We start from the raw sequence: 21,160 nt of genomic DNA on the forward strand, positions 1-21,160 counted from the left end.
TACAAAACAATCCGCGCCGCCCGGCGTGGTGAACTTAAAAATAAAGGAGTCGCTATGGATTTGAATATTCTTATACCAATCCTTGTCGTTCTGATTGTCATCCTGGCCTCGGCCATACGCGTCCTAAAAGAGTACGAACGCGGTGTCATTTTCCGGCTGGGCCGGGTGGTCTCTGCTTCGAAAGGCCCCGGGTTGATCTTCCTGATCCCGGTTATCGATCGCATGGAAAAGGTAAGTCTGCGGACTATCGTCATGGACGTGCCGCCACAGGATATTATCACCAAGGATAACGTCTCTGTGACAGTCAATGCCGTTATCTATTTCAGAGTACTTGATCCCAACAAGGCCGTGGTGGAAGTGGAAGAGTACCTGTACGCCACCTCCCAGCTGGCCCAGACCACATTGCGGAGTACCCTCGGTCAGCATGAACTGGACGAACTCCTGTCGGAACGTGATAAAATCAACCATAGTTTGCAGGAGATTATTGATCGACATACTGATCCATGGGGGATTAAAATCAGTAATGTTGAAGTTAAACACGTGGATCTTCCCAAAGAGATGCAGCGGGCCATGGCGCGGCAGGCCGAGGCCGAGCGTGATCGGCGGGCCAAGGTTATCAACGCCGAGGGTGAATATCAGGCAGCCAACCGCCTCGCGGAAGCGGCGACCGTCATTGGCGATCATCCCATGGCGATGCAGCTGCGATTCCTGCAGACCTTGACCGAAGTGGCGGCGGAGAATAACTCCACCACCGTCTTCCCGGTGCCGGTGGATCTGTTCGAGCCCTTTCTGAAAAAGATGGCGAAGTCAGACTCCAAATCCGGATCGTCTGAATAATTGCACCACACCCGGCTGTTTGTGATTACCGGTTTAATTCCTACCTTATTAAGGTATCAAAGGAAAATCGTTAAATTGCATTAACCGGGAGATGATTATATGGGTAAAAAAGTAGTAACCGTTGCCATTATGGCGATGCTGTCGCTCTTTCTTTCCAAAGAAGTGATGGCGCATTGCCAGCTGCCGTGTGGAATTTACGGTGACAATATGCGCATCATGAGTATCGATGAGCATATTACGACCATCGAAAAATCCATGCGGCTAATCAAGGAGCTCCAGAAAAATCCATCGGAGAATATGAACCAGATCGTCCGCTGGGTGAATAACAAGGAAAACCACGCCGACGAACTGACGGACATCCTGACCTATTATTTTATGGCGCAGCGGGTCAAGATTCCTGAAGAGAAAAGCGGCGAAGCATATAAGAAGTATAGCACCCAGCTGGAACTGCTGCACGGCATGATGATCTCCGCCATGAAGGCTAAGCAGACCACTGATCACAAACACGTGGAAAAGCTCCGCAGCCAGCTAGACAAATTCGTGAACGCCTACTTCAGCGAGGAAGACCGGATGCACCTGCAAAAAGAGCACGGACTTGGAGGCGAATAAAACAGTGAGATAGTGTTCAGGGAACAAAAGGTATTGCGTATTGCGTACTGCGTATTACGTATCAAAAAACTGTCGGTGTTCCCTGCTGCGGCGGGGTCACCGGCAGTTTGGGTATAAAAGGCGCCGACAACTTAAAGGCATATTCCGCAAATCACCGTCGGCGGGCCTGGCAGGGATCACCGACGGGACAGTTGAGTCATTCCGACCGAACGTCAGTGAGCGGAGGAATCTCGTATAGGAACCTCTGGGGATAAACTGACCAGATCCTCCGTCCCGCCCAGGCGGGACTCCGCTCAGGATGACTTACTTTTTATTCCGCTCTATAAGCTATTTATTTATAGCGGAACGGAGTGCAACCGACGGTATCGCGAGTCACGGTTCCCAAAACATCACCATCTGAAGCGATGGCTACCAACCAGGTCATCATCAGAAATTATGATGGAAGTAACCACTTTAACGGCAATGATTTCATTGGAAAATGAAGAAGTGGAAAATTGATTAGTTATTGGACAGAGAAAAATGCCGCATATTTAGTGTCCAAGTGTTTCACACTAACCGTTTTGCATAAATATTAATCCGATCTTCTTCATACGCAATACGCAGTACGGACTTGTGTGGAACACCTGGACACTAATACTTCAACAATATCACCTAAAATGAATTTTGAAAAAACCGATTAAGATTAGGAGTACGATTAAGATTAAGAAACACCAACCTGAACACCCGAACACTATAACACTATTGGAGCATCCCGAAACTATCTCACTCCATTCACGTTGTAGAGAAAATTATAAAAGATCGAAGCCCAGGTAAAAAAACATGCACGAAGCAAAATACTACGAAAAGTTAGGCGACAATAAAGTACACTGTTATCTCTGTCCCCGGCACTGCAAGATCGGGGACGGTCAGCCCGGATTCTGCTTTATCCGGACCAACGATGGCGGCACCCTGTACCAGCGCGCGTACAATCAGCCGTACGCAATTAACATCGATCCCATAGAAAAGAAACCGCTCTTCCACTTTCATCCGGGGACGGATATCCTCTCCATCGGCACCGCAGGATGCAACATGGGTTGCAAATTCTGCCAGAACTGGGATATCTCCAAGGCGAAGCACGATCACGATCGGGCATTCGACTTCACTCCGGAAGCTGCCAGTGACACGGCCAGGAGCAATAACTGCCTGAGCATGGCGTATACTTATAATGAGCCGACCATCTGGGCCGAGTACGTGGAAGACCTGAGCCGGGAAGCCCGCTCCAAAGGCTTATACAATGTGATGGTCACCAACGGCTACATTACGCCTGAAGTTATCGACGATGTGTACGAAAATATCGACGCGGCCAACGTGGATCTGAAGGCGTTTACAGAGCGATTTTACAGCAAGATCACACTGACGCATCTGGAGCCGGTGCTGGAGGCACTGAAACTCCTGCAGGAGAAAGGCATCTGGATCGAGTTGACTACTTTAGTAATTCCCGAGCAAAACGATTCCAATGATGAATTCCGCGAGATGTGCGAGTGGGTCATCGATAATCTCGGGCCGGATGTGCCGATGCACTTCACGGCGTTCCACCCGGATTACAAGATGAAGGATACGTCGCATACTCCTTCTTCAACACTTGAGCATGCGAGAGATATCGCCATGGATATCGGTGTGCAATACGCTTACGTCGGAAACGTTTACAGCGACAACGCCAACACCTACTGTCCGAATTGCGGTGAGCTCTTAATCCAGCGTAACTGGCTCGCCATACTGGACTACAATATTGATGACAACCGCTGCTCGGGATGCGGGGAGTCAATACCCGGCCACTTCGAGCACGCCGCAATCAAACGAAATATATTTAACTGACAAACAAATAATAGCACGCAGATGACGCGGAAACGACAGGACTACTGATGATAAAAAGAATAAAACGAATTTTTAGGTAGCCGCGAAGAGACGCGAATTGGCACAAAGTTAAAACAGATAATTTCCAATGAATAACCCCATAAGAGCGGGCGACTTTTTCTGTATTCGTGTCCCTTCGTGTACCTTAGCGGCTAATTCTTTGTCATTATCTGTGTTGATCCGTTGTTTCCGCGTCATCTGCGTGCCATTCCTTACTCCGTATAATACTCAATCACATTAATAATCGCCTGTTCGCAGACGGTGCAGTACGGTTTTGATCCCTTGGAGAACATGATACAGTCCAGCATAGGCCGGTAGAGTCCTTCGGAGGAATACCCCGCGCCCTCGAATGCGCCGACTTTGTCGGCATACGGGCTGTTTTCGAGGAAGGCATCCAGCTTGTCAGCGTGTTCTTTGGAGAGCTGCTCCGACTTTTCTTCCAGCTCAGCAATCTCGTCCTCAGGAGCATCGTTCCGCTTCATCCGGGCGATCTTATCGTTCAGTTCGCCGCGGATTCTCTGGTAGGAATTACTCATACTATCGTACTTCGCCTTGGCCCACGGCGTCGGGATTTCGAGGCCCTCCGATGTGTATTTCTCCCATTTCACGTTTGGCAGATCAAGGAGCGCCGTTATATTCGGCTCGGTCGGTTCAACACCTTGTGGGTAAAAATCGTTGTATGCCGTCGACGAGGTGTAGTATTCGTCGCCGAGTCCGGCGAACGAATGTCCGAACTCGTGCACGAACAGGTACTCGTACCACTGGTTGTCCGAAGTAAACGTGCAGTAGAGGTTATAAATTCCACCACCGCCGTATCGGGAAGAATTCACCATGACGAACAGCGCATCGTACGGCACGGCGCCGGCGATATCCCGCATTGTTTTGTTGTCATCTACAAGGAGATACCGGGGCGATCCCAGCGAATTGAAGCTGGAGTTGATGGCAGTATTCCTGAACGATCCGTGGGTCGGTTGGTCAGTCCCGGATTCATCGGACGGTTTGAACACACCGTAGACATTGAATTTATCCATGTGACTTTTATACGGCTCCTGTTTGAAGAAGACCTTCTTAAACTTTTCCAGATCGGATTTGACCTTCTTCAGCTGGGATGCCGTATATCCCTCCGCCAGGATGGCTACGTCAACGCTGGTATGCGGATCGCCTGACTTCACGACGTTAATTACTTCGATATCTTTGTCCGCAGGCTCTTTGATTATGTTCACGTCATCCGGATCGATTGTCTGGCTAAATACCTCGTGGAGTTTATTCTGTTTGTCCCGGGATTCGATAGCCAGTCGGACTGAATCTCTGGGATACGGAATCAGTACCGACTCGTGGTAGGTGCGTTTAATGCCCTTTTGCGCCGGCGTGGTGGTCTGGTATTCGCCGAAGATGCTGTCAAATCCTCTGGAATAAAGCAGTTTATCAGAATCAACATCATAGACTTTGACATAGTACCGCCCCTGGTTGAACTGGTCAATAAGATTCGTGGTCGTTCCGGCCCACTCGCCTTCCTGGTAGAGTTCGTCCAGCGCAAATGTTTGCTCATCAGAATCACCAGTGTGATGATAATCGACGCGAAGGGTTTTATTTTCGAACCAAGTTTCGAAGTTGGGTTGTTGTGCGAACACAAACGTTGATAGAAAAAAGGCAATGAGGATCGGGTAGAGTAGTTTTTTCATGTGTCTTCTCCTGAATGAAAATTTATAACTTGTGAGAGATTTAAATATATTGACAACGGGAATGGAGTACAACCACCGCTTCGCAATTTGCCCCAGCGGAGATTGCAAAACTAAATATTTTTACTATAGCCTTGGAATTCTATTCCAAGATGTACCCCCATCAACAGATTCCCATCCGGGCGGGATCGGTGTCGGTTCCTGGTCATGTTTGCAATAACTGTCAGCGACGCTGGGAGCGGTCACCGACAGGAAACGCGAGTCATCCCGACAGAGTACCAGCGAACAAAGGAATCTCGTGAAAAAAACCTCCAGAGTGTAATTTGCGAGATCCTTCCCCAGAGGGATCCCTCCGGGACGGCTCGCTCCGATCGCTCAGGATGACCAATGTGTCTCAATTCTGTGGTGCAGGCGAAAGGTCAGGCGGTAATTAACAACACAACTCCATCCCCTGGCCCCTTCCTCTTCGAAAGAGGAAGGGGAACGCATCTACAAAGCTTTAAAATCGCATCTCTCCCTCTCTTCGGAAGAGAGGGAGACTAAGAGGGTGAGTTGTGTTTGAAAGCGTGAGTCATCCCAACTGAGCACAGCGAGCGGAGGGATCTCGGGGAGTACTCTCCGGTGTTATAATTACCAGATCCTTCGGCTCGTCAAAAGACGACTCGCTCAGGATGACTGGTGGAGCTAGGTCTTATGGAAAAGGAAAAAACCGAGTCATTCCGACGGAACCCGGTGTTCAGGGCGATTGTCCCGGAAGGGACTCCTTTGGAGGAGGAATCCCGTGAAGGCACCTCCGAGGTGAATCTGCCCAGATCCTTCCCCGCAGGGATCCCATTGGGGCGACTGCGTTCGGCTGTCGCCGAACTCCGCTCAGGATGACTATGAATTATCGACGGTGAAGTATCATTACGGCACCGTCCCTGGCGGTACCACGTGCACCCGCACGTACCGCTCGTTCAGCGTGCCGGCGTAGCCTAGGGCTTTCCCGTCAAAGTAGTTCCGGGTATCGTGGTTTGGCGGGAAATCGCTGAGGTAGTAATGACGGTAAAATGTCTCGTTCATCGTCCCGATGATAATGTCGTAGGTACCCGGTAGCATCCCCAGGTTGAACACCGGGCCGGGAAAGGTAAAGATCTGCGGCCCCAGATCCACGTCCGGCTCCCGGTCATAAACGTACACGGTGTATAGGTATGCATCTTTGTCTTCCGCCCAGCGCAATTTGGCAGTATCCGAAGCCATGGTGGTGTGGATCAACTCGTGTTCCCCCGGTCCGGTTTCGCAGGGACAGGCGGTGATGCTGTCCGGCTCAAAGTTGGTGAACTCCACCGCCGGATACGGCGAAAACGACGTCTCGAAGCTTTCCCCATCTATGGTAACACGTAAATGGTAGGTTTGGCTGTTTTCCAATGAAAAGTCCACGCGGTCCAGCTTGTACGCGCCGTAATACATAGTATCCAGCCGGGCGGCCAGGCTGTCCAACGGTGTGCTCGGGTCGAACCCGTCGAAATCCTCGGTGTCGAAATACGGATACGCATCGGCAGAATCCTGCCAGGAAAGAGTGCTCAGCAGCGCACTGTCGTCGCTCAGCAATTCCACCGAAGCATCAGTAACGTGCGCGCTGTCCACGTTTACGCTGTCCTCAATGGTAAAGGTGTGATCGATGCGCACCACGGATTTGCCCGGATTCGCCGGGAAGAAATCGCCTTCGATCTTGTACTCCGGCGTGTAATCGAAATCGAAACTGGAGAGAGGAACGTTCTTCTCACAGGAGACGGACAACACCAACAATCCCAGCGATGCGAAGATCGCGAGGCCATATGTGAGGAGTCGCTTCATCATATCCTGAATGAAAATCCGAAGGTCGGGATGATCGGAAACATGGAGTTGGCTACCACGGTGGACGGCGATGAGGAGTGATCCCACTGGTAAAGCAGCACGTTGAATTGGTTCGTGAAGTTGAGGATTTGAAATTTGAATTCTCCGTCCCAGCCGAACCAGTCCAGCTGCCGGGTGTAACTGATATCGCCGCGGACGTACGCGGGAAAATTAGCGCTGTTCCGGTTTCCGGAAATATTCGTCTGATACAGGTACGGCCGGAACCAGCCCGCGGTCTCGTTGCCGCCGTACATTTTGCCGACCACCGGCGTGTACGGTTGCCCGCTGCTCCAGTTCCAGCTCAGGCCGAACGCGTTTCTCTCGTTCAGCCGGTAATTCACCACCAGGTTAAAATTGTGACGCTTGTCGTATTTCGGGTGATAGACTTCGCCGTGCTCCGGCTCCACTGTACCGTCACCGTCCAGATCAATCCGCTTTTCGATGCTGGACCAGGTGTAGGCGATCCATCCGGACAGGTCGCCAACCGAGCGTTTGAATATGGTTTCAATACCGTACGCCGTCCCGGTCCCGGCGATGTAGTCGTCGGTTTCGTCGTACACGCTCTGGATGGGATTCGCATCCAGCGCGTTAAGGTATGGCTTATAGTAGCCCTCGAGGCTGAGCTGGTGCCCCTCGCCGATCCACTGCTCAATGCCGAGTACGTAGTGAATTGCACGCTGCGGATCGAGATATTCCGGTACCGGCAGCCAGAAATCCACGATGCGAAGTACGGCGTCGTCATCATTACTGGTGAACAGGAACTGGGAATACGAACCGATGCTGCCCTTCAGGGCGGTGTTTTCCTGCACGCGGTATTTGAATCCGCCACGGAGATCCGTCCACGGCCGATCCGAGAGCGAATAGAACGACGTCCTGACGCCGAACTGGAGATTCAGGAGCACGTTTACCTTCCAGGAATCCTGAGCATACAGGCTGAACAGTCGCGGCTCCCTGTCTTCGTCCAGATACGTCACATCGTTATTGGTGAACGAAAACTCAAAGGCGAACCTCTTATACTCCAGTCCCAGCTGCAGCCGGTGCTGCTCGCTGAGTTTCCAGTCGATTTTTTCAGAGAAGGTAAGGTCGTAAAGCGCGTTCCGGATGATAAACCGGTTGCGTACCTCGTTTCCGGCGGAGTCGGTAGTGGTCTGGCTGAAATCCACGTCGAAGTCGTAGACGCTCCGGGCGATCATAGTTTCGGCCACCAGATCAGGACGGAGGATGGATTTCAGTCCGATGCTGTTGGTCGTATTCCCCCAGATCCAGTTGAAGTCCAGCTCCTGCGACTGTACTCCCTCCGTGCCGAATTCCAGCGTCAGGTTATCGGCGCCGTGATATCCCTGCACGTCGATGCGGTGCGACGGCGTAATTTGGGAGTGAGCGCGCCACTGAAGGTCGTAAAAATAGTACGGGAGGGTCGGAATCGTGTCATTCAGACTGTGGAACATATCGGCGACTTTGTCGAAATAAGTGCGCCTGGCAGAGAAGGTGTAGCCGCCCTTGTAAATCGGCCCTTCGATAAACGCCTTGGAACTCAGGAGACTCACATCAAAGGACATCCCGGTGATATCCCAATACTGCTTCAGCGGCCAGTTTTTCCCCAGCATTCCGCCCCTGGGATTGCCTTCCTTGGTACTAATTTCGAGCACTGAAGAGAGTCGTCCGCCGTAACGCACCGGAAATCCGCCCGCCTTAAAGTCGGCGTCCCTGATGGCGTCGGTATTAAATGCGGAGAAGATGCCCCCAAAGTGGTAGGGATTGTAGACCTCGATCCCGTCCAGCAGGATCAGGTTTTCGTCCGGGCTGCCGCCGCGCACCACCAGCGCCGCGGAGAAATCGTTTTGCGACACCACACCGGGCAGCATCTGGATGGAGCGGAAAATATCTGCCTCCACAAAGGCCGGCACAATCTCCAATTCTCTGGGAGTCAGGTTGATGGTGCTGGTCTCCACCATCTGCTCGAACCGGCGCCGGTTAGCCGTGACGACCACCTCCTCGCCCTGGATATTCTGTGGCATCAGACTAAAATCGACGCGGATGTTTTGGCCATCCTGCACCTGGATGGTTGTGTCTTCAGCGGCGTATCCGATATAGCTCACGCTTAAAGTGTATTCACCGGCCGGAACCTGGTGGATGATGAAATACCCTCGCTGATCGGTGGTGGCTCCGCGCTCGGTTCCGCGCAAAACCACGTTCGCGTAGGTCAGTGGATCTGTGGTTTCGGCATCTTTCACAAAGCCGGAAAGAGTGGCCGCGTCGATATCTACCCCGATGAGCCAGAGAATCCCAGCGATGTAAAATGTCAGTTTAACTGTACTGCTCATTATTTCTATTCAGACTGTGTAATATTCCCGGTCGATTCAGGGAGCGGGTGCTCGTGAATCATATATTTTTCCACAGGTCTCCCGCCGATCAGATGTTCCTGGATGATCCGCTCCAGCACCGCCGGCGTGCAGCTCCGATACCAGGTTCCCTCGGGATACACAATAGCAATCGGCCCCTGCTGGCAAACTCGCAGGCAATTGGCTTTGGTGCGGTAGATTCCGCCGTTTTTCGTCAGGTTCAACTCCTTCAGCCGGGTTTTCAGATACTGCCAGGACTCCAAACCGGCTTCTAGTGTGCAGCATTTCGGCTTGGTCTGATCTGCGCACAGAAATATGTGACGTTGGATTTGATCGATACCCAGGGATTCAACAGTTTGTTTTAGGGTTTTATCGTTTGAGCTCATCTTTGTATAACCATTGTTTGTCTTCGGTATGTTTTATCGAACGGGCAAAGATACGACCCATGAAGAATTCCTCCAAACCAATAGCGGGTTTTACTTTTCAGGCGGACAGACAATCCGCTCTTTGAAATCCTGAGATTCTTTGTAAATTGATTTTACTTATAATTTTATCCGGGTTTAACCAAGGAGGATCTCCATGAGACTCCGTTTTATTCCGTACTTCCTCGCCCTGACATTAACCGTTTCATGCGCCACCCCAATTTTCCAATTTGACGATCAAGGCCATTCCGACAGGAAGTACGACTCCCGATATCCTGCCAGCGATGTATCAAATACACTAGGTGAGATGGTAAAATCCGTGCGCAAAATAAACAGCATGGCGTTTTATCGGAGTTTTACCATCAGTGAGGAGAGCAAACTCCGTCGGTCAGAAATTCGCCGGGAATATGTAAAACAAATCGCCATTGAGGATACCATATACGATCAGACCGTGTTGGGCACTGCGACTGTTCTCCACGCCGAAGATCGATGGTTGGTCGCACTGACTTGCGCCCATATCATCGATTTCCCCGATACCATCATCCGGTATTATCCTGAACCTGGGAATCCATCGGAGCGGAATGTGCAAATGGTCGCCTTTAAAATCCGACAGCAAAATTCAATTCCCAGTTTTCCAAACGATGCAAAAGTAGAAGTTCTGGCCGAAAATCGCCGGTTGGATGCCGCCCTCATTGGAGTACGATTTGAATATAATCCGGAAAATCCGGTTCCGGTCTTTCCCTTCCCAGCCGGAAAATCCCGGCAGCTCAACTGGGGGCATTTCGTGTATCTGGCCGGTTATCCGATGTCAACCCGGATGATTACCCGTGGAATCGTCAGCCGACCCCAGACAAACGCGGAAAACCGATTTATAATCGACGCAGTATTTAATCCCGGAATGAGCGGCGGCCCCGTGGTGGCAATCCGGGATGGCATTCCGAACTTCGAATTCGTCGGCATCGTCCGTGCGACTGCCGCGGAGCCGTATCATGTACTTACCCCGACCAGTGAAAAAGGCGATATGCAATCCGAATATTATCCGAATTTGCCACACAGGGATGAGATCTACACTACATTTATCCAGGGGATCCGATACGGCATAACCTATGTTATTCCCATAGAAAACATTCTGCGATTCATCAGGGAACATCAGCCGGATCTTCAGTCGAAAGGCTACAGTCTCTCGAAGTTTCTGGCAAAACGATAAATAAAAACCTTACAACCAATCATACCAGAGAAGGGAGGGCACAGGATCTGTTCGTTTCATGCTCTCTAATCTGGTATTTCCGCATTTCTTTAATATCTTTACTACCAAATTTGAACTGTCGAAACATCATCAGGGGGATACCATGAATATCCAAATTATCGGGACAAAAAGTTGCCAGGATACCCGCAAAGCGGAGCGATTTTTTAAGGAGCGGAGGATTCCAATTCAGTTTCGGGATCTGAAAGAGAAGGGACTGAGCCAGGGGGAACTAAACAGGATTACTCAAAAATATGATGCAGACGATTTGATTGATACCGAAGGCAAACAGTACAAAAATCGCCAGATGGAATACATGGTGTACGACGCGGAAGAAGAAATCCTGGAAGATCCCCTGTTACTCAAAACGCCAATAGTGCGAAACGGCAAACACAAAGTCGTGGTGGGACACGCCCCGGACGTGTGGCAACAGTGGGTTGATGAAGCCGAGTGATTTTGGGGGATACGGGATAAGGTAAAGGGAAATATGAAAAACTGTTTGTGGTTAGTGGTTCGTTGTGAAAAATCTCAAAATTTATATAGGATATATAGGATTCAGATAGAGTAATCATGTAAAACAACGAACTACTAACAACCGCCAACGAGTAGTCCCCTCTAAGAAACAACGACTAATCAGTTTGACCTTTATTGACATAAGACTGGTGACACAAGACACCTGACCGTTTTTAACTATAACACAGTAACACCGTTACACTCTAACACGGTATTTACTTGAACACTCGAACACCGGAACCCTTTAACACTATTTCTGCATCCTCTGCCGCAACGCATGATCCGCCAGGACGAGCGCCATCATGGCTTCGCCGATGGGAACAAATCGAGGTACCAGACACGGATCGTGCCGGCCGGTGGTTTTGATAGAGGTCGGCTCCCCTGAATTGGTTACCGTATCTTGCTCTCTGGCCAGAGAACTGGTCGGCTTGACCACGCACCGCGTCACGATAGGCATCCCGGTGGAAATGCCACCCAGCATGCCGCCGTGTCGATTAGTTTTGGTTTTGATCTTGCCTTCATCCTCATAAAATTCATCGTTGTTTTCGCTACCGCGGAGGCGTGCCGCACCAAATCCGCTCCCGTATTCAAATCCCAGGACAGCCGGAATACTCAGCATCCCCTTCGCCAGATCAGCTTTCAATTTATCGAAGACTGGTTCGCCCCATCCGGCCGGCACATTCTTCCCCACGATCTCACTGATGCCACCGATGGAGTCCACGTCCTTTCGAACGGAATCGATGAGGTCAATCATCTGTTCTGCCATATCGGGATCCGGGCACCGGACAATGTTGGATTCCACCTGCTCCAGGGTAACATCTTCAGGAGAAGGTATCTCCGCCGTGAGTTCGCCGATCTGTTTTACGTATCCAACGATTTCGATATCGTACTGAGCTTTCAGGAGCTTTTTGGCTACAGCGCCGGCAGCGACGCGAACGTTAGTCTCCCGGGCGCTGGCGCGTCCGCCGCCGCGATAATCCCGGAAGCCGTATTTGGCATCGTAAGTGTAATCCGCGTGCCCGGGACGATATTTATCTTTGATATTCGAATAATCCCGGCTCCGCTGGTCTTCGTTCCGGATTAGAATGGCAATGGATGTGCCGGTGGTTTTCCCATCGAAGACGCCGGAGAGGATCTCCGCCTCATCGGATTCCTTCCGCTGGGTGGTGACTTTTGACTGACCGGGTTTCCGGCGCTGAAGATCCCTGGTGAGATCTTCCGCAGAAAGCGGTATCCCCGCCGGAACACCATCGATGATTACCACATTCCCCGGACCATGACTCTCCCCGGCGGTGGTAATTCTAAACGCCTGTCCAAAACTGTTACCGGCCATATCGATTATTCTCTGGTTAATTAATTTTCATCAAAAATGCGGAGGATTTCCGAAGATGGCAACTGTTCTTTACGTATTAGAGTGTTAAGGTGTTCTGGTGTTTAAGTGTTCAAGTAAATAGAATCCTATCCTGTGCGCTATAGACTGGACTCAAGGGGTTTTAACTATAACACGGTAACACGGTAACACCTAAACACTTATACATCACTTTCCTTTCTTTATCGCTTTGCGGGCAATTTTATCAACGAGTCCCGGTGCTATCAGCTTGATCCATTGACCAAGTTTTCCGCGTAGCGTCATCACGATTTCCCGCTTCCTCTTCGCCATTCCTTTGGCCATACTCCGGGCGCATTCTTCCGGAGACATGGCCTTGCCCTCCTGAATCGGACTCTGCTCCAGCGGTTTGCCTTCCCAGCCGAGCGCGCGTTTTCGGATTTCGGTGGCGACAAATCCGGGATAGACCAGGGTGACATCCACACCGGAATCGGCAATCTCGATACGGAGCGAGTCAAAAAATCCAACCAAAGCGTGTTTACTGGCAGCATATCCACTTCTCGTGGGAACGCCTGTTTTCCCCGCCAAACTGGATACGGCGACAATCAGACCTGCGGAATTTTTGAGATACGGCAGGGCAAATTTTGTGCAATAGACTGCACCCATATAATTTACCTTCATCATTTTTTCGAACCAATCCAGGTCATCGAATTCACCAAAATATGCCCACATAGAAATACCGGCGTTATTGACCAGGATATCGATATATCCGAATTCTTCGATGGTGTTCTCAATAAGGTGCTCACATTGTGCCTTTTCGCTGATATCAGTCGGGACAACAAACGCTTCCCCGCCAATTGATTGGCATTCGGCCGCCACAGCAGTTAATGCCTCTTTATTTCGCGCAGCCAGCACGATTTTGGCGCCCTGCCCCGCAAGTTCAATCGCAAGGGCTCGCCCAATTCCTGACGAGGCGCCGGTAATGATCACAACCTTATCTTTGTACGAACTCTTCATGTTAAATTGACGCGCAGCGTATAAATGAAAACATTACACACAAAGTAACTGATAATGTTATTGAAGGGTTGGCAGGAATTAAGATAGTATCCCGGATCAATTGTCCGGACTCTTGAGAGAAAACGCTCACTGTAATTAGCAGATTAGTCCGGAATTATTTAGAGACGGTAAATTCCTTTTCACCGAGGACCTTTCCGCTACTGTCCACGATCTGGACTTTCCAGTCCCCCACCTTCGGAATTACAGAAGTATAGGTCCGCCAGGAGGGTGATGTACCGATATTCGCCGCAAACTTAAAATATTCCTCTCCATGGAACAGCCACCGAAAGGTCACTTGTTTGGGCTCCCCGTTGTTAAATACCCGAATATGGCAAAAGGCCTGATCATTGGAAGTTGTGAAAGTCTGTACCGTATCCACCGGTTCCCGATCTGCCACATTAGTGGTAAGTATCATCTCTTTAACAATCAGCGTATCCGGACCACTCATGCTTTGTGCCTGAATTTTGGCTGAGGTAATAAGAAGCATTCCAAGGACGAGAAAAACCGATTTCGTGAATAGATGGCGAAGAAATTTTTGCATTGGCTCAATCTCCATAAATAGTGTCTTTGAAGTCATAATGACTATAACAACCCATTTGAATTTTTCGCTGGTCAACTTCCATTATTGCAGATTGTCATTTAAAAAAATCGGTGTGACTACCGTAACGAAATGAACATAACCGTTTTCTTCATCACAGGCAACGAAAACTCTGGGAAATCGCCGGATTTACTGCATTTTTGTTACAGTGACGGGAATTCCCCAACGTTTTTCCCGGAGTCATAGGACTATTTCAGTAACACCGTCCGTAAAGTCCGTTGATACTCCGGTGTTTTCATCCTGATAAAATATGTTCCGGAGGAAAGTTCACTTCGGGCATTCCAGATAGTGGAATAACGTCCCGGTGACTGGATCTCATCCAATATGGTGGTGATTCGTTCTCCGGATAAATCAAATACTTCAATAGTCACCCGGCCCTTATGAGACAGACTGTAAAGAATTTTCGTACTGTTATTAAACGGATTTGGGAAGTTGGACAGAGTCGGTGTCGCAGGTAAATTCTCTGTCCGCTCATCGTTTATTGCAGTGGTAGTTGATCGAAACGTGTAAATATTTCCATCAAAGGCACAGATGTACAATTCATTTTTATTATCAGTTCCGAACGCTGCGATTTCCAGATCGGAATTGAGTAAAAGTGTCTTTTCAGCATCCGATGTCTCGCTGGCATCCAAAGTCCAGATGCGCCCACTGACGTAATCTCCAAACACATATTTACCGGAGAGCTCGGGATTGGCTGTACCCCGATAGACATATCCGCCGGTGATGGATTGGCCCCCGCTATCGCTGTGCGTATATTCAACAACTGGCATGGTGAGGCCTGATGTATCACAGGGAGCGGTATCAAAACAGTGAAAACCTTCCATTATATTCCAGCCATAATTTTCACCAGGCCGGATAATGTCAACTTCCTCATAGTCCTGCTGCCCTACATCACCGGCCCAGATTAAACCGGTTGCTGAGTCTATACTGAATCGCCACGGATTCCGAAGACCGTAGGCATAAATCTCCTCCCGATATCTCTGCGTATTTCCGGCATACGGATTGTCCGACGGAATTGTATACGGTTTACCGTTTTGGGTATTATCGATGTCGATACGGATAATCGAACCTAATAATGTCGTCAGATCCTGGCCGTGACCATGCGGATCTCCGCCGTCACCGCCATCACCGAAGGACGCCAACAGTTTCCCATCCGGTCCGAATGCAAGTTGGCCGCCGTTATGGTTATCGTACGGTTGATCCACTTCCAGCAGGACGGTTTCGGTTGCCGGATCTGCCGAATCGGGGTTCTGGCTGCTGACCTGAAACCGTGAGAGGACCGTCGTGGAATTCGATGTGGTATAATCTACATAAAAGTATCCGTTCGTTTCATAGTCCGGATGAAACGCCAGCCCGAGGAGTCCTTCTTCGGCCCCCCGATCATCGACCAGCCCTGTAATGTCTAAAAATGTATTGGATGTGGAAACGGTTGAGTCGTTTTTAAATACGGTAATGACGCCCCGCTGCTCAACCACGAAGAGGCGATCCGTCCCGTCAGCCGGTGTCTGCAAATCCACTGGATGCGTAAATATAAGGTTCGGAAAGGCTTCGGTGAGTTGGATCTGTCCATAAGCCGGTGTCATTACCAGTATGATCAGTACAACCCCTCCTAGGACTGACCAACGCCAATTATATGTCTTTCTTTTAGTCTGCAGGGGCTTCATTATTTGTACCCGAAACTTTCATTTTATTCTACTCGGAATCTTCAGAGGTTTTCGCCTCTGATGTCCTCCGCCCTGATTTCATGCTTCTTCACAAAGGTTCATAACTTCAGGGAAAATTGCAAATGAGGTGGGTGAATGGCTAGGGTAGGAATTAATGCTGACAGACAATAGAAGAGCTTACTCTTAAAAAAGGGCTGAAGCCCCTATATTTTGATATGATTCCTTACTTACCCCGTCCCGTCCGGACGGGACGGGGCTATTCAAATTCTCATGGTTTTTATAATTTCCCTAAACATCTAAATGACAATAGGGCTTTTAGAATGCACTCATAAAAGGCGGATAAAAAAAGCGAAAAAAAATTTACCGGAAATCTTCCCGGGTGAGGACAAATTTTTCCTCGTTGGAGGTTCTGTCCACCGGGATAAATCCGACTTTCCGGAAAACGTGCTTTGACCGATCGTTCCCGTGCTGGATTTTTGCGATAACCCTGTCCTCCCGCCACTCGTAAAATGCACGTTTGACACCCTTGATAATTGCAGCGTACCCAAAGCCGTTTCCCCATTGGGATCGCTCACCAATTACCACCACAATCTCCGCTCCGGGATCTTGGGGGACAAGTCTGAGAAATCCGATGGGACCCCAGCGCCCCAGCGTAATCATAAAAAAACTGCCGTTCCGGTTGAACCGGTGAGAAAAAATGGGGAGCGAGGATTCCTGCAAAGCCCGATGTAGGGTTTCATCGATATTTTGCTCCTCGTTCAGATAGGCGGTGACCTCATCATCCTCAACCCAATCGGCCATTTTTTCAACGTCTTTCCGGTAGATCTCCTGCCGGAGTGAAATGGCTTGAGCCGTTTCAGACGTGTTTTCAACCTGTGGCGTCGCATTTTCCATATCCAAAAAAGGTAAAAATCACCATTTAGCGATACAATGGATAATCGAAATTTTTATGGGATGAGGGGATATAAAAAAACGGCTCTGCTTCAAACAGAGCCGTTTGTGCTTCCTTGGAATCTGTGCGAATTTTTATCCGGCGACATCTTCTCCGCCGTCCACACCGATCACATTTCCGGTCATCCAGGTGTTGTTTGCATCAGCGAGCAAAGCAATGGCACTGGCGACATCTTCGGGCGTCGTCAAGCGACCGCCGGGATTCTTTTGTGTTGCGATATCTATCATTTCATCGCTCCCGGGAATTTTCCGGAGTGCCGGTGTGTCGGTCACCCCCGCCCTGATGGCATTAACAGCAATATTTTGGGGGGACAGTTCAAACGCCAGTTGACGGATGTGTGATTCGAGCGCAGCTTTGGCCGCGGAAACGGCGCCGTAGGTTTTCCAGACTTCATGGCCTCCGGAACTGGTCATCCCAAAGATGTGGGTTCCTTCTCCAACCAAATCTCTGTGGACAAGATCCTGAGTCCAGTAGACCAGAGTGTGTGCCATCACATTCAGGGTCATCTCCATGTGTTTCTTTGCGATGGCATCACTTGGTTCATCGGTAATAAACGGCCGGAGAGTACCAAACGCCAGACTGTGCATAAGTATCATTACCTGGGAAGTACCGTTGGCCTCAGCAAATTTTTGGCTCAGATCATCAAGTACTCCTCCTCGTTTTTCTTCATCCGCGGCATTGATATTAAAAAACAGTGCCGTGGTTCCGTTCCCTTCGATCTCCTCCTTTATGGCATCCACCTGGGTTTGCATGGATTTTCGGTCAAAATGGATACCGCAAATGTGATATCCGTACCGGCTTAACTCAAGGGCCGTCGCCTTTCCAAACCCGCTAGATGCCCCGAGGACAAGCGCCCATTTGTTGTCTGCTGTCGCCATTAATTTCTCCTTCCCTCCGTTGTAAAGTGCCCTTAAAACGTAATTTTTAAAATAGCTTCGGTACCTCTCAATTGCAAGAGGAAAGGCGGAAGCGCAGGGTTAAAACAGGTTTTCTGATAGTAAATTTTTCTGTGTGTTTTGTGATGAATATCAACAGAATACCTTATACTGATGCTTAAATTCGCGCATAATTGTTATTAACAGCTTTTAATAGATAAAACGGTTTCGTATGTTCACATTTTTCTGTGCAGATAACAGAGCAAAAAGAATAAACTCCTGAATTTCAGCCGGATCGAGTTCAGGCCTAAAGGAGTAAGAAGAGATGTCAATACAAAGATACATAAAACCAATCGTGGTTTTACTGGCTATTTCCCTGATCGCAGGATGTACCCTGAAAAACCCGACGAATCCACAGCTGCCAAGCTGGATTATTAACCTTGAGTTTCCTCTGATTAAGGATCACGTTACCCTTAAAGAACTGGCCAGCGATTCATTGATTACGACCATTCCACCGGATTACCAAGGCTCCGGCTTATCGGATTCTACACTTTTCGCGTTCAGGGATTCGTTCCCCATCGATAGCGTAGAGGTTGGCGACCAGCTGGAAATGGATGACGTCCATAAGTCATTTTCCCAGACGGTAGACGATGTAACCATCGCCAGTGACCAGAAAGAGGATCAGGTGGGATTTGAGGAGGTCACTCTAGATGATGTCTCCAAAGGTGTAACGACTGAAGTTGGCACAATTGAGCTGGATGATACCGATCCCAAACAATCGGATAGGTTCACCTTCCGGAATATTATGCCTCAGGCGGTGGTGCAGGCACTGGAGACCCAAACCCAAAGCGGTCCAACCACAGTTGACAGCGTGGAGGGTGGCGATTTAAGGCCTAACACAAAGAGCTTCCAGTTTGAATCCTTTCAGAGTGTAGAGCTGCAGGAGGGACAACTGGTACTCACAATCCATAACAATATGTTCATTCCGTTGGGCGAACCGATTACCGTCTCACTTTTGTACGATAACGCCGACAGCACCCAGTTTGCGCAGGCTGTATTCGACGAACATATTCCCGAAGGAGGAAGCGCAACCCGGACGATCGACTTGGCTGGTGATTCACTGGGCAGCGATATTCTGATTCATATCACAGGTGAGTCAGACGGCTCCCAGGGACAGCAGGTCACGGTTGAAAACAGCGATCTGGATACCGGATTTTATGTGGAAGTCTCCGCCGAAAATCTGGTCGCCACTGAGGCCGACGCAAAAATCCCCAGCCAGACTATTAATCAGGATTCAGAAATTGAGTTGGCCACATCCGACAATAAAATAGAAGAAGCGCGGTTAAGAGAGGGCTCCCTGATAATTGAAATTGCGAATAATATGAACGTTGATAGCGACGTTACCCTTACTATTCCTTCACTAGTGAATGATGCGGGCGATGTCTATGAACGAGGTCCCTTTTCCGTGCCGGCGAATCAGACCGTATCTCAGACTTATTCTATTGCAGGACAAACGATGGTGATGGACACGGCAAATCAGGTGGTTGAATACTCGTATGAAGTGGTAACCGTCAACACGGAAAACGACGGTAATACCAGTTCAGACTACGAGACCATTAACCAGAACGACAGTGTGAACGTTCAGATAGATCTTACTGACATGACGATTTCCCAAATACTCGGTGTGTTGGAAGAAAAACGCACGGAAGAAACTGATAATATTCCGATCACTTCGGAAAATGAAATTCTCCGGGCCACTATTCAGGAGGGTGATATTACCCTGGACATTAATAATCAGATCGGTGGCGATCCGAATCTGGAACTGAAGTTCCATCAGATATTTGAGTCGCCCGGTTCCAGCGATACCCTGACCCGGAATATCGACATCAATCCGGGACAAAATACGGCTGTTATCGATTTGAGTGGACGCCAAATCCGGATGCCCCAGAATGATCAGAATCTCTACTACACCACTATTACCACCGGCGGAGGTGTGTATGCGCAATACAATCTGGAAGACTCCATCTTTGTAACTATTAATGTCTCTGAACTCACCATCAGTGAAGCCACCGGGTACTTTACCCAGGATGCCATGGTGGAGGAAGATACCATTGCACTTAACAGTGACTCAAAGGTAAAGGAAGCTGTCATCCAGTCGGGCAACCTGGCTATGACTATCACAAATAGAATAGGTGTTGAAGCCAATGTTCGGCTTATACTTGAGGAATTTTATTCCAACGGCACCTCCCTCGATACCGTGATTGCCATGCCGGACAACGATACCCCAGTGGTTCGAAATATCCCCCTGGACAATTACACAATCAAAATGCCGCTGGATGATCAAAATATTCACTATACTTCCCGGACGCGTATACCGCCGGATTCACTGATGACGCTAACGCTTGGGGATTCTATTGATGTGGATGTGGATATTACCAACGTGAGTTTCTCCGAGATTGAAGGAGAAATTGATCCGGTCAGCATCAATATAGATCCAGTGGAACAAAGCGTGACCGGCATTCCGGAAGAGTTAAAGGGCGTGAAATTTAACCACGTGGATATGAAGATCGATTTCGATACCAATATTGGTATCCCGGTCTTCCTGGATTTGACAATCAAATCGTACAATGCTGACGGAGATTCGGTCATTAACGATGAAATTCGAAGTTGGAACATCGCAGACAGCAGTACCGTCATCATCCCCAACGCCGAAGACCTGATTAACATTTTTCCGGACAGGATCGTTGCCAGCGGACAGGCAACCGCCGGCGCGCCCGGGGCTGTTGGCACCGTGGCCTCCAATCAGTTTGTTGCCGGACAGATCAACATCACCGCTCCGCTGGAGTTTGAAATAACAGACGACGCGGTTGTTGAACTCGATCCGCAAAAAGTGGATCCCATAGAAGCCGAAACCGTGGATCGAATCCGACAGTTTACCCTCTATGCCAGGATGGAAAACCAGTTTGAGTTTGGCGCAGACGTTCAAGTAATGGTGGCACAGGATACCATGACATTCGAATCCGGTTCCACAATAATACCTGATACGCTTGCTACGCTCCATGTCCCGGCAATGACGGAAGTGCTGGATTCGATTTCTCTGGACACGACCAAATTCGCCCACTTTAAGGATTCCAGTTACGTCAAGACCCGCGTGATGATGTTAGAACGTCCGGATGGTCAACCATCTCGGTTTCTCTCAACAGATTCGCTGAAAATGACGTTGTACGGAACAGTCCGTTACCTGAATGATCATTTGCAGGACAATGAATAAGGAT

Annotated in this window: 17 protein-coding genes; 7 read left to right on the top strand and 10 right to left on the bottom strand. The window is 49.4% G+C overall.

Features of this window, described 5'->3' with window-relative positions; all coding sequences use genetic code 11:
* The first annotated feature begins 54 nt into the window (after nucleotides 1-54).
* From K9N57_06295 to amrS, 3 genes are all read left to right on the top strand, one after another.
* Nucleotides 55-837 (top strand): slipin family protein, encoded by a 783-nt coding sequence (locus K9N57_06295; GenBank protein MCF7803780.1) that lies wholly within the window; start codon nucleotides 55-57, stop codon nucleotides 835-837.
* Nucleotides 838-936: 99 nt separating this feature from the next.
* Nucleotides 937-1,446: a superoxide dismutase, Ni gene (locus K9N57_06300; GenBank protein MCF7803781.1), complete on the top strand. Its 510-nt coding sequence runs from the start codon at nucleotides 937-939 to the stop codon at nucleotides 1,444-1,446.
* An 819-nt stretch (nucleotides 1,447-2,265) separates the two neighbouring features.
* Nucleotides 2,266-3,300, top strand: a complete 1,035-nt coding sequence (gene amrS / locus K9N57_06305) for an AmmeMemoRadiSam system radical SAM enzyme (GenBank protein MCF7803782.1) — start codon at nucleotides 2,266-2,268, stop codon at nucleotides 3,298-3,300.
* Between the two features lie 251 nt (nucleotides 3,301-3,551).
* Here amrS and K9N57_06310 read toward each other — a convergent pair whose 3' ends face one another.
* Complete coding sequence (locus K9N57_06310) at nucleotides 3,552-5,021, bottom strand: IgA Peptidase M64 (protein ID MCF7803783.1); 1,470 nt, start codon at nucleotides 5,019-5,021, stop codon at nucleotides 3,552-3,554.
* 690 nt (nucleotides 5,022-5,711) lie between these two features.
* Between K9N57_06310 and K9N57_06315 the strand changes: the two genes are divergently transcribed.
* A complete protein-coding gene (locus tag K9N57_06315) occupies nucleotides 5,712-5,897 on the top strand; it encodes a hypothetical protein (protein MCF7803784.1) in 186 nt (61 codons plus the stop codon).
* A gap of 27 nt (nucleotides 5,898-5,924) precedes the next feature.
* Here the strand turns inward: K9N57_06315 and K9N57_06320 are convergent, their stop codons facing one another.
* The 3 genes from K9N57_06320 to K9N57_06330 are packed head-to-tail and all read right to left on the bottom strand — an operon-like array spanning nucleotide 5,925 to nucleotide 9,621.
* On the bottom strand, nucleotides 5,925-6,857 hold the full coding sequence (locus tag K9N57_06320) for a hypothetical protein (GenBank protein ID MCF7803785.1): 933 nt from the start codon (nucleotides 6,855-6,857) through the stop codon (nucleotides 5,925-5,927).
* Nucleotides 6,854-9,217 (bottom strand): TonB-dependent receptor, encoded by a 2,364-nt coding sequence (locus K9N57_06325; protein MCF7803786.1) that lies wholly within the window; start codon nucleotides 9,215-9,217, stop codon nucleotides 6,854-6,856. The genes K9N57_06320 and K9N57_06325 overlap by 4 nt, the downstream gene beginning before the upstream one ends.
* A gap of 5 nt (nucleotides 9,218-9,222) precedes the next feature.
* A complete protein-coding gene (locus tag K9N57_06330; GenBank protein ID MCF7803787.1) occupies nucleotides 9,223-9,621 on the bottom strand; it encodes a hypothetical protein in 399 nt (132 codons plus the stop codon).
* A gap of 193 nt (nucleotides 9,622-9,814) precedes the next feature.
* Between K9N57_06330 and K9N57_06335 the strand changes: the two genes are divergently transcribed.
* Nucleotides 9,815-10,864 carry a serine protease gene (locus tag K9N57_06335; GenBank protein ID MCF7803788.1) on the top strand — a complete coding sequence of 350 codons (1,050 nt, stop codon included), beginning with the start codon at nucleotides 9,815-9,817 and terminating at the stop codon, nucleotides 10,862-10,864.
* A 142-nt stretch (nucleotides 10,865-11,006) separates the two neighbouring features.
* Entirely contained in the window at nucleotides 11,007-11,354 is a 348-nt protein-coding gene (locus tag K9N57_06340; GenBank protein MCF7803789.1) for an ArsC family transcriptional regulator, read from the top strand.
* A 309-nt stretch (nucleotides 11,355-11,663) separates the two neighbouring features.
* Here K9N57_06340 and aroC read toward each other — a convergent pair whose 3' ends face one another.
* The 6 genes from aroC to K9N57_06370 all read right to left on the bottom strand — a co-directional run bounded on the left by aroC (nucleotide 11,664) and on the right by K9N57_06370 (nucleotide 17,888).
* The gene (gene aroC / locus K9N57_06345) at nucleotides 11,664-12,746 is read right to left on the bottom strand and encodes a chorismate synthase (GenBank protein ID MCF7803790.1); all 1,083 of its coding nucleotides are present in this window, start codon (nucleotides 12,744-12,746) and stop codon (nucleotides 11,664-11,666) included.
* Between the two features lie 204 nt (nucleotides 12,747-12,950).
* Nucleotides 12,951-13,757 carry an SDR family oxidoreductase gene (locus K9N57_06350; protein ID MCF7803791.1) on the bottom strand — a complete coding sequence of 269 codons (807 nt, stop codon included), beginning with the start codon at nucleotides 13,755-13,757 and terminating at the stop codon, nucleotides 12,951-12,953.
* Between the two features lie 154 nt (nucleotides 13,758-13,911).
* The gene (locus K9N57_06355) at nucleotides 13,912-14,337 is read right to left on the bottom strand and encodes a DUF2914 domain-containing protein (GenBank protein ID MCF7803792.1); all 426 of its coding nucleotides are present in this window, start codon (nucleotides 14,335-14,337) and stop codon (nucleotides 13,912-13,914) included.
* A gap of 245 nt (nucleotides 14,338-14,582) precedes the next feature.
* On the bottom strand, nucleotides 14,583-16,058 hold the full coding sequence (locus tag K9N57_06360) for a PQQ-dependent sugar dehydrogenase (protein ID MCF7803793.1): 1,476 nt from the start codon (nucleotides 16,056-16,058) through the stop codon (nucleotides 14,583-14,585).
* Nucleotides 16,059-16,418: 360 nt separating this feature from the next.
* Entirely contained in the window at nucleotides 16,419-16,958 is a 540-nt protein-coding gene (locus K9N57_06365; GenBank protein ID MCF7803794.1) for a GNAT family N-acetyltransferase, read from the bottom strand.
* 126 nt (nucleotides 16,959-17,084) lie between these two features.
* A complete protein-coding gene (locus tag K9N57_06370; protein MCF7803795.1) occupies nucleotides 17,085-17,888 on the bottom strand; it encodes an SDR family oxidoreductase in 804 nt (267 codons plus the stop codon).
* A 322-nt stretch (nucleotides 17,889-18,210) separates the two neighbouring features.
* On the opposite strand from K9N57_06370, the gene K9N57_06375 reads away from it, so the two are divergent.
* Nucleotides 18,211-21,156 (top strand): hypothetical protein, encoded by a 2,946-nt coding sequence (locus K9N57_06375; GenBank protein ID MCF7803796.1) that lies wholly within the window; start codon nucleotides 18,211-18,213, stop codon nucleotides 21,154-21,156.
* Nucleotides 21,157-21,160 lie beyond the last annotated feature (4 nt).

The organism is Candidatus Neomarinimicrobiota bacterium, from assembly GCA_021734025.1.
In the GTDB taxonomy this organism is placed as follows: Bacteria; Fidelibacterota; JAANXI01; order JAANXI01; family JAANXI01; genus JAANXI01.

What these genes read in the sequence shown, in the direction of transcription:
- K9N57_06295 (MCF7803780.1), top strand. Translation starts at nt 55, where the DNA reads ATGGATTTGAATATTCTTATACCAATCCTTGTCGTTCTGATTGTCATC.
- K9N57_06300 (MCF7803781.1), top strand. Translation starts at nt 937, where the DNA reads ATGGGTAAAAAAGTAGTAACCGTTGCCATTATGGCGATGCTGTCGCTC.
- amrS (MCF7803782.1), top strand. Translation starts at nt 2,266, where the DNA reads ATGCACGAAGCAAAATACTACGAAAAGTTAGGCGACAATAAAGTACAC.
- K9N57_06310 (MCF7803783.1), bottom strand. Translation starts at nt 5,021, where the DNA reads ATGAAAAAACTACTCTACCCGATCCTCATTGCCTTTTTTCTATCAACG.
- K9N57_06315 (MCF7803784.1), top strand. Translation starts at nt 5,712, where the DNA reads ATGGAAAAGGAAAAAACCGAGTCATTCCGACGGAACCCGGTGTTCAGG.
- K9N57_06320 (MCF7803785.1), bottom strand. Translation starts at nt 6,857, where the DNA reads ATGATGAAGCGACTCCTCACATATGGCCTCGCGATCTTCGCATCGCTG.
- K9N57_06325 (MCF7803786.1), bottom strand. Translation starts at nt 9,217, where the DNA reads ATGAGCAGTACAGTTAAACTGACATTTTACATCGCTGGGATTCTCTGG.
- K9N57_06330 (MCF7803787.1), bottom strand. Translation starts at nt 9,621, where the DNA reads ATGAGCTCAAACGATAAAACCCTAAAACAAACTGTTGAATCCCTGGGT.
- K9N57_06335 (MCF7803788.1), top strand. Translation starts at nt 9,815, where the DNA reads ATGAGACTCCGTTTTATTCCGTACTTCCTCGCCCTGACATTAACCGTT.
- K9N57_06340 (MCF7803789.1), top strand. Translation starts at nt 11,007, where the DNA reads ATGAATATCCAAATTATCGGGACAAAAAGTTGCCAGGATACCCGCAAA.
- aroC (MCF7803790.1), bottom strand. Translation starts at nt 12,746, where the DNA reads ATGGCCGGTAACAGTTTTGGACAGGCGTTTAGAATTACCACCGCCGGG.
- K9N57_06350 (MCF7803791.1), bottom strand. Translation starts at nt 13,757, where the DNA reads ATGAAGAGTTCGTACAAAGATAAGGTTGTGATCATTACCGGCGCCTCG.
- K9N57_06355 (MCF7803792.1), bottom strand. Translation starts at nt 14,337, where the DNA reads ATGCAAAAATTTCTTCGCCATCTATTCACGAAATCGGTTTTTCTCGTC.
- K9N57_06360 (MCF7803793.1), bottom strand. Translation starts at nt 16,058, where the DNA reads ATGAAGCCCCTGCAGACTAAAAGAAAGACATATAATTGGCGTTGGTCA.
- K9N57_06370 (MCF7803795.1), bottom strand. Translation starts at nt 17,888, where the DNA reads ATGGCGACAGCAGACAACAAATGGGCGCTTGTCCTCGGGGCATCTAGC.
- K9N57_06375 (MCF7803796.1), top strand. Translation starts at nt 18,211, where the DNA reads ATGTCAATACAAAGATACATAAAACCAATCGTGGTTTTACTGGCTATT.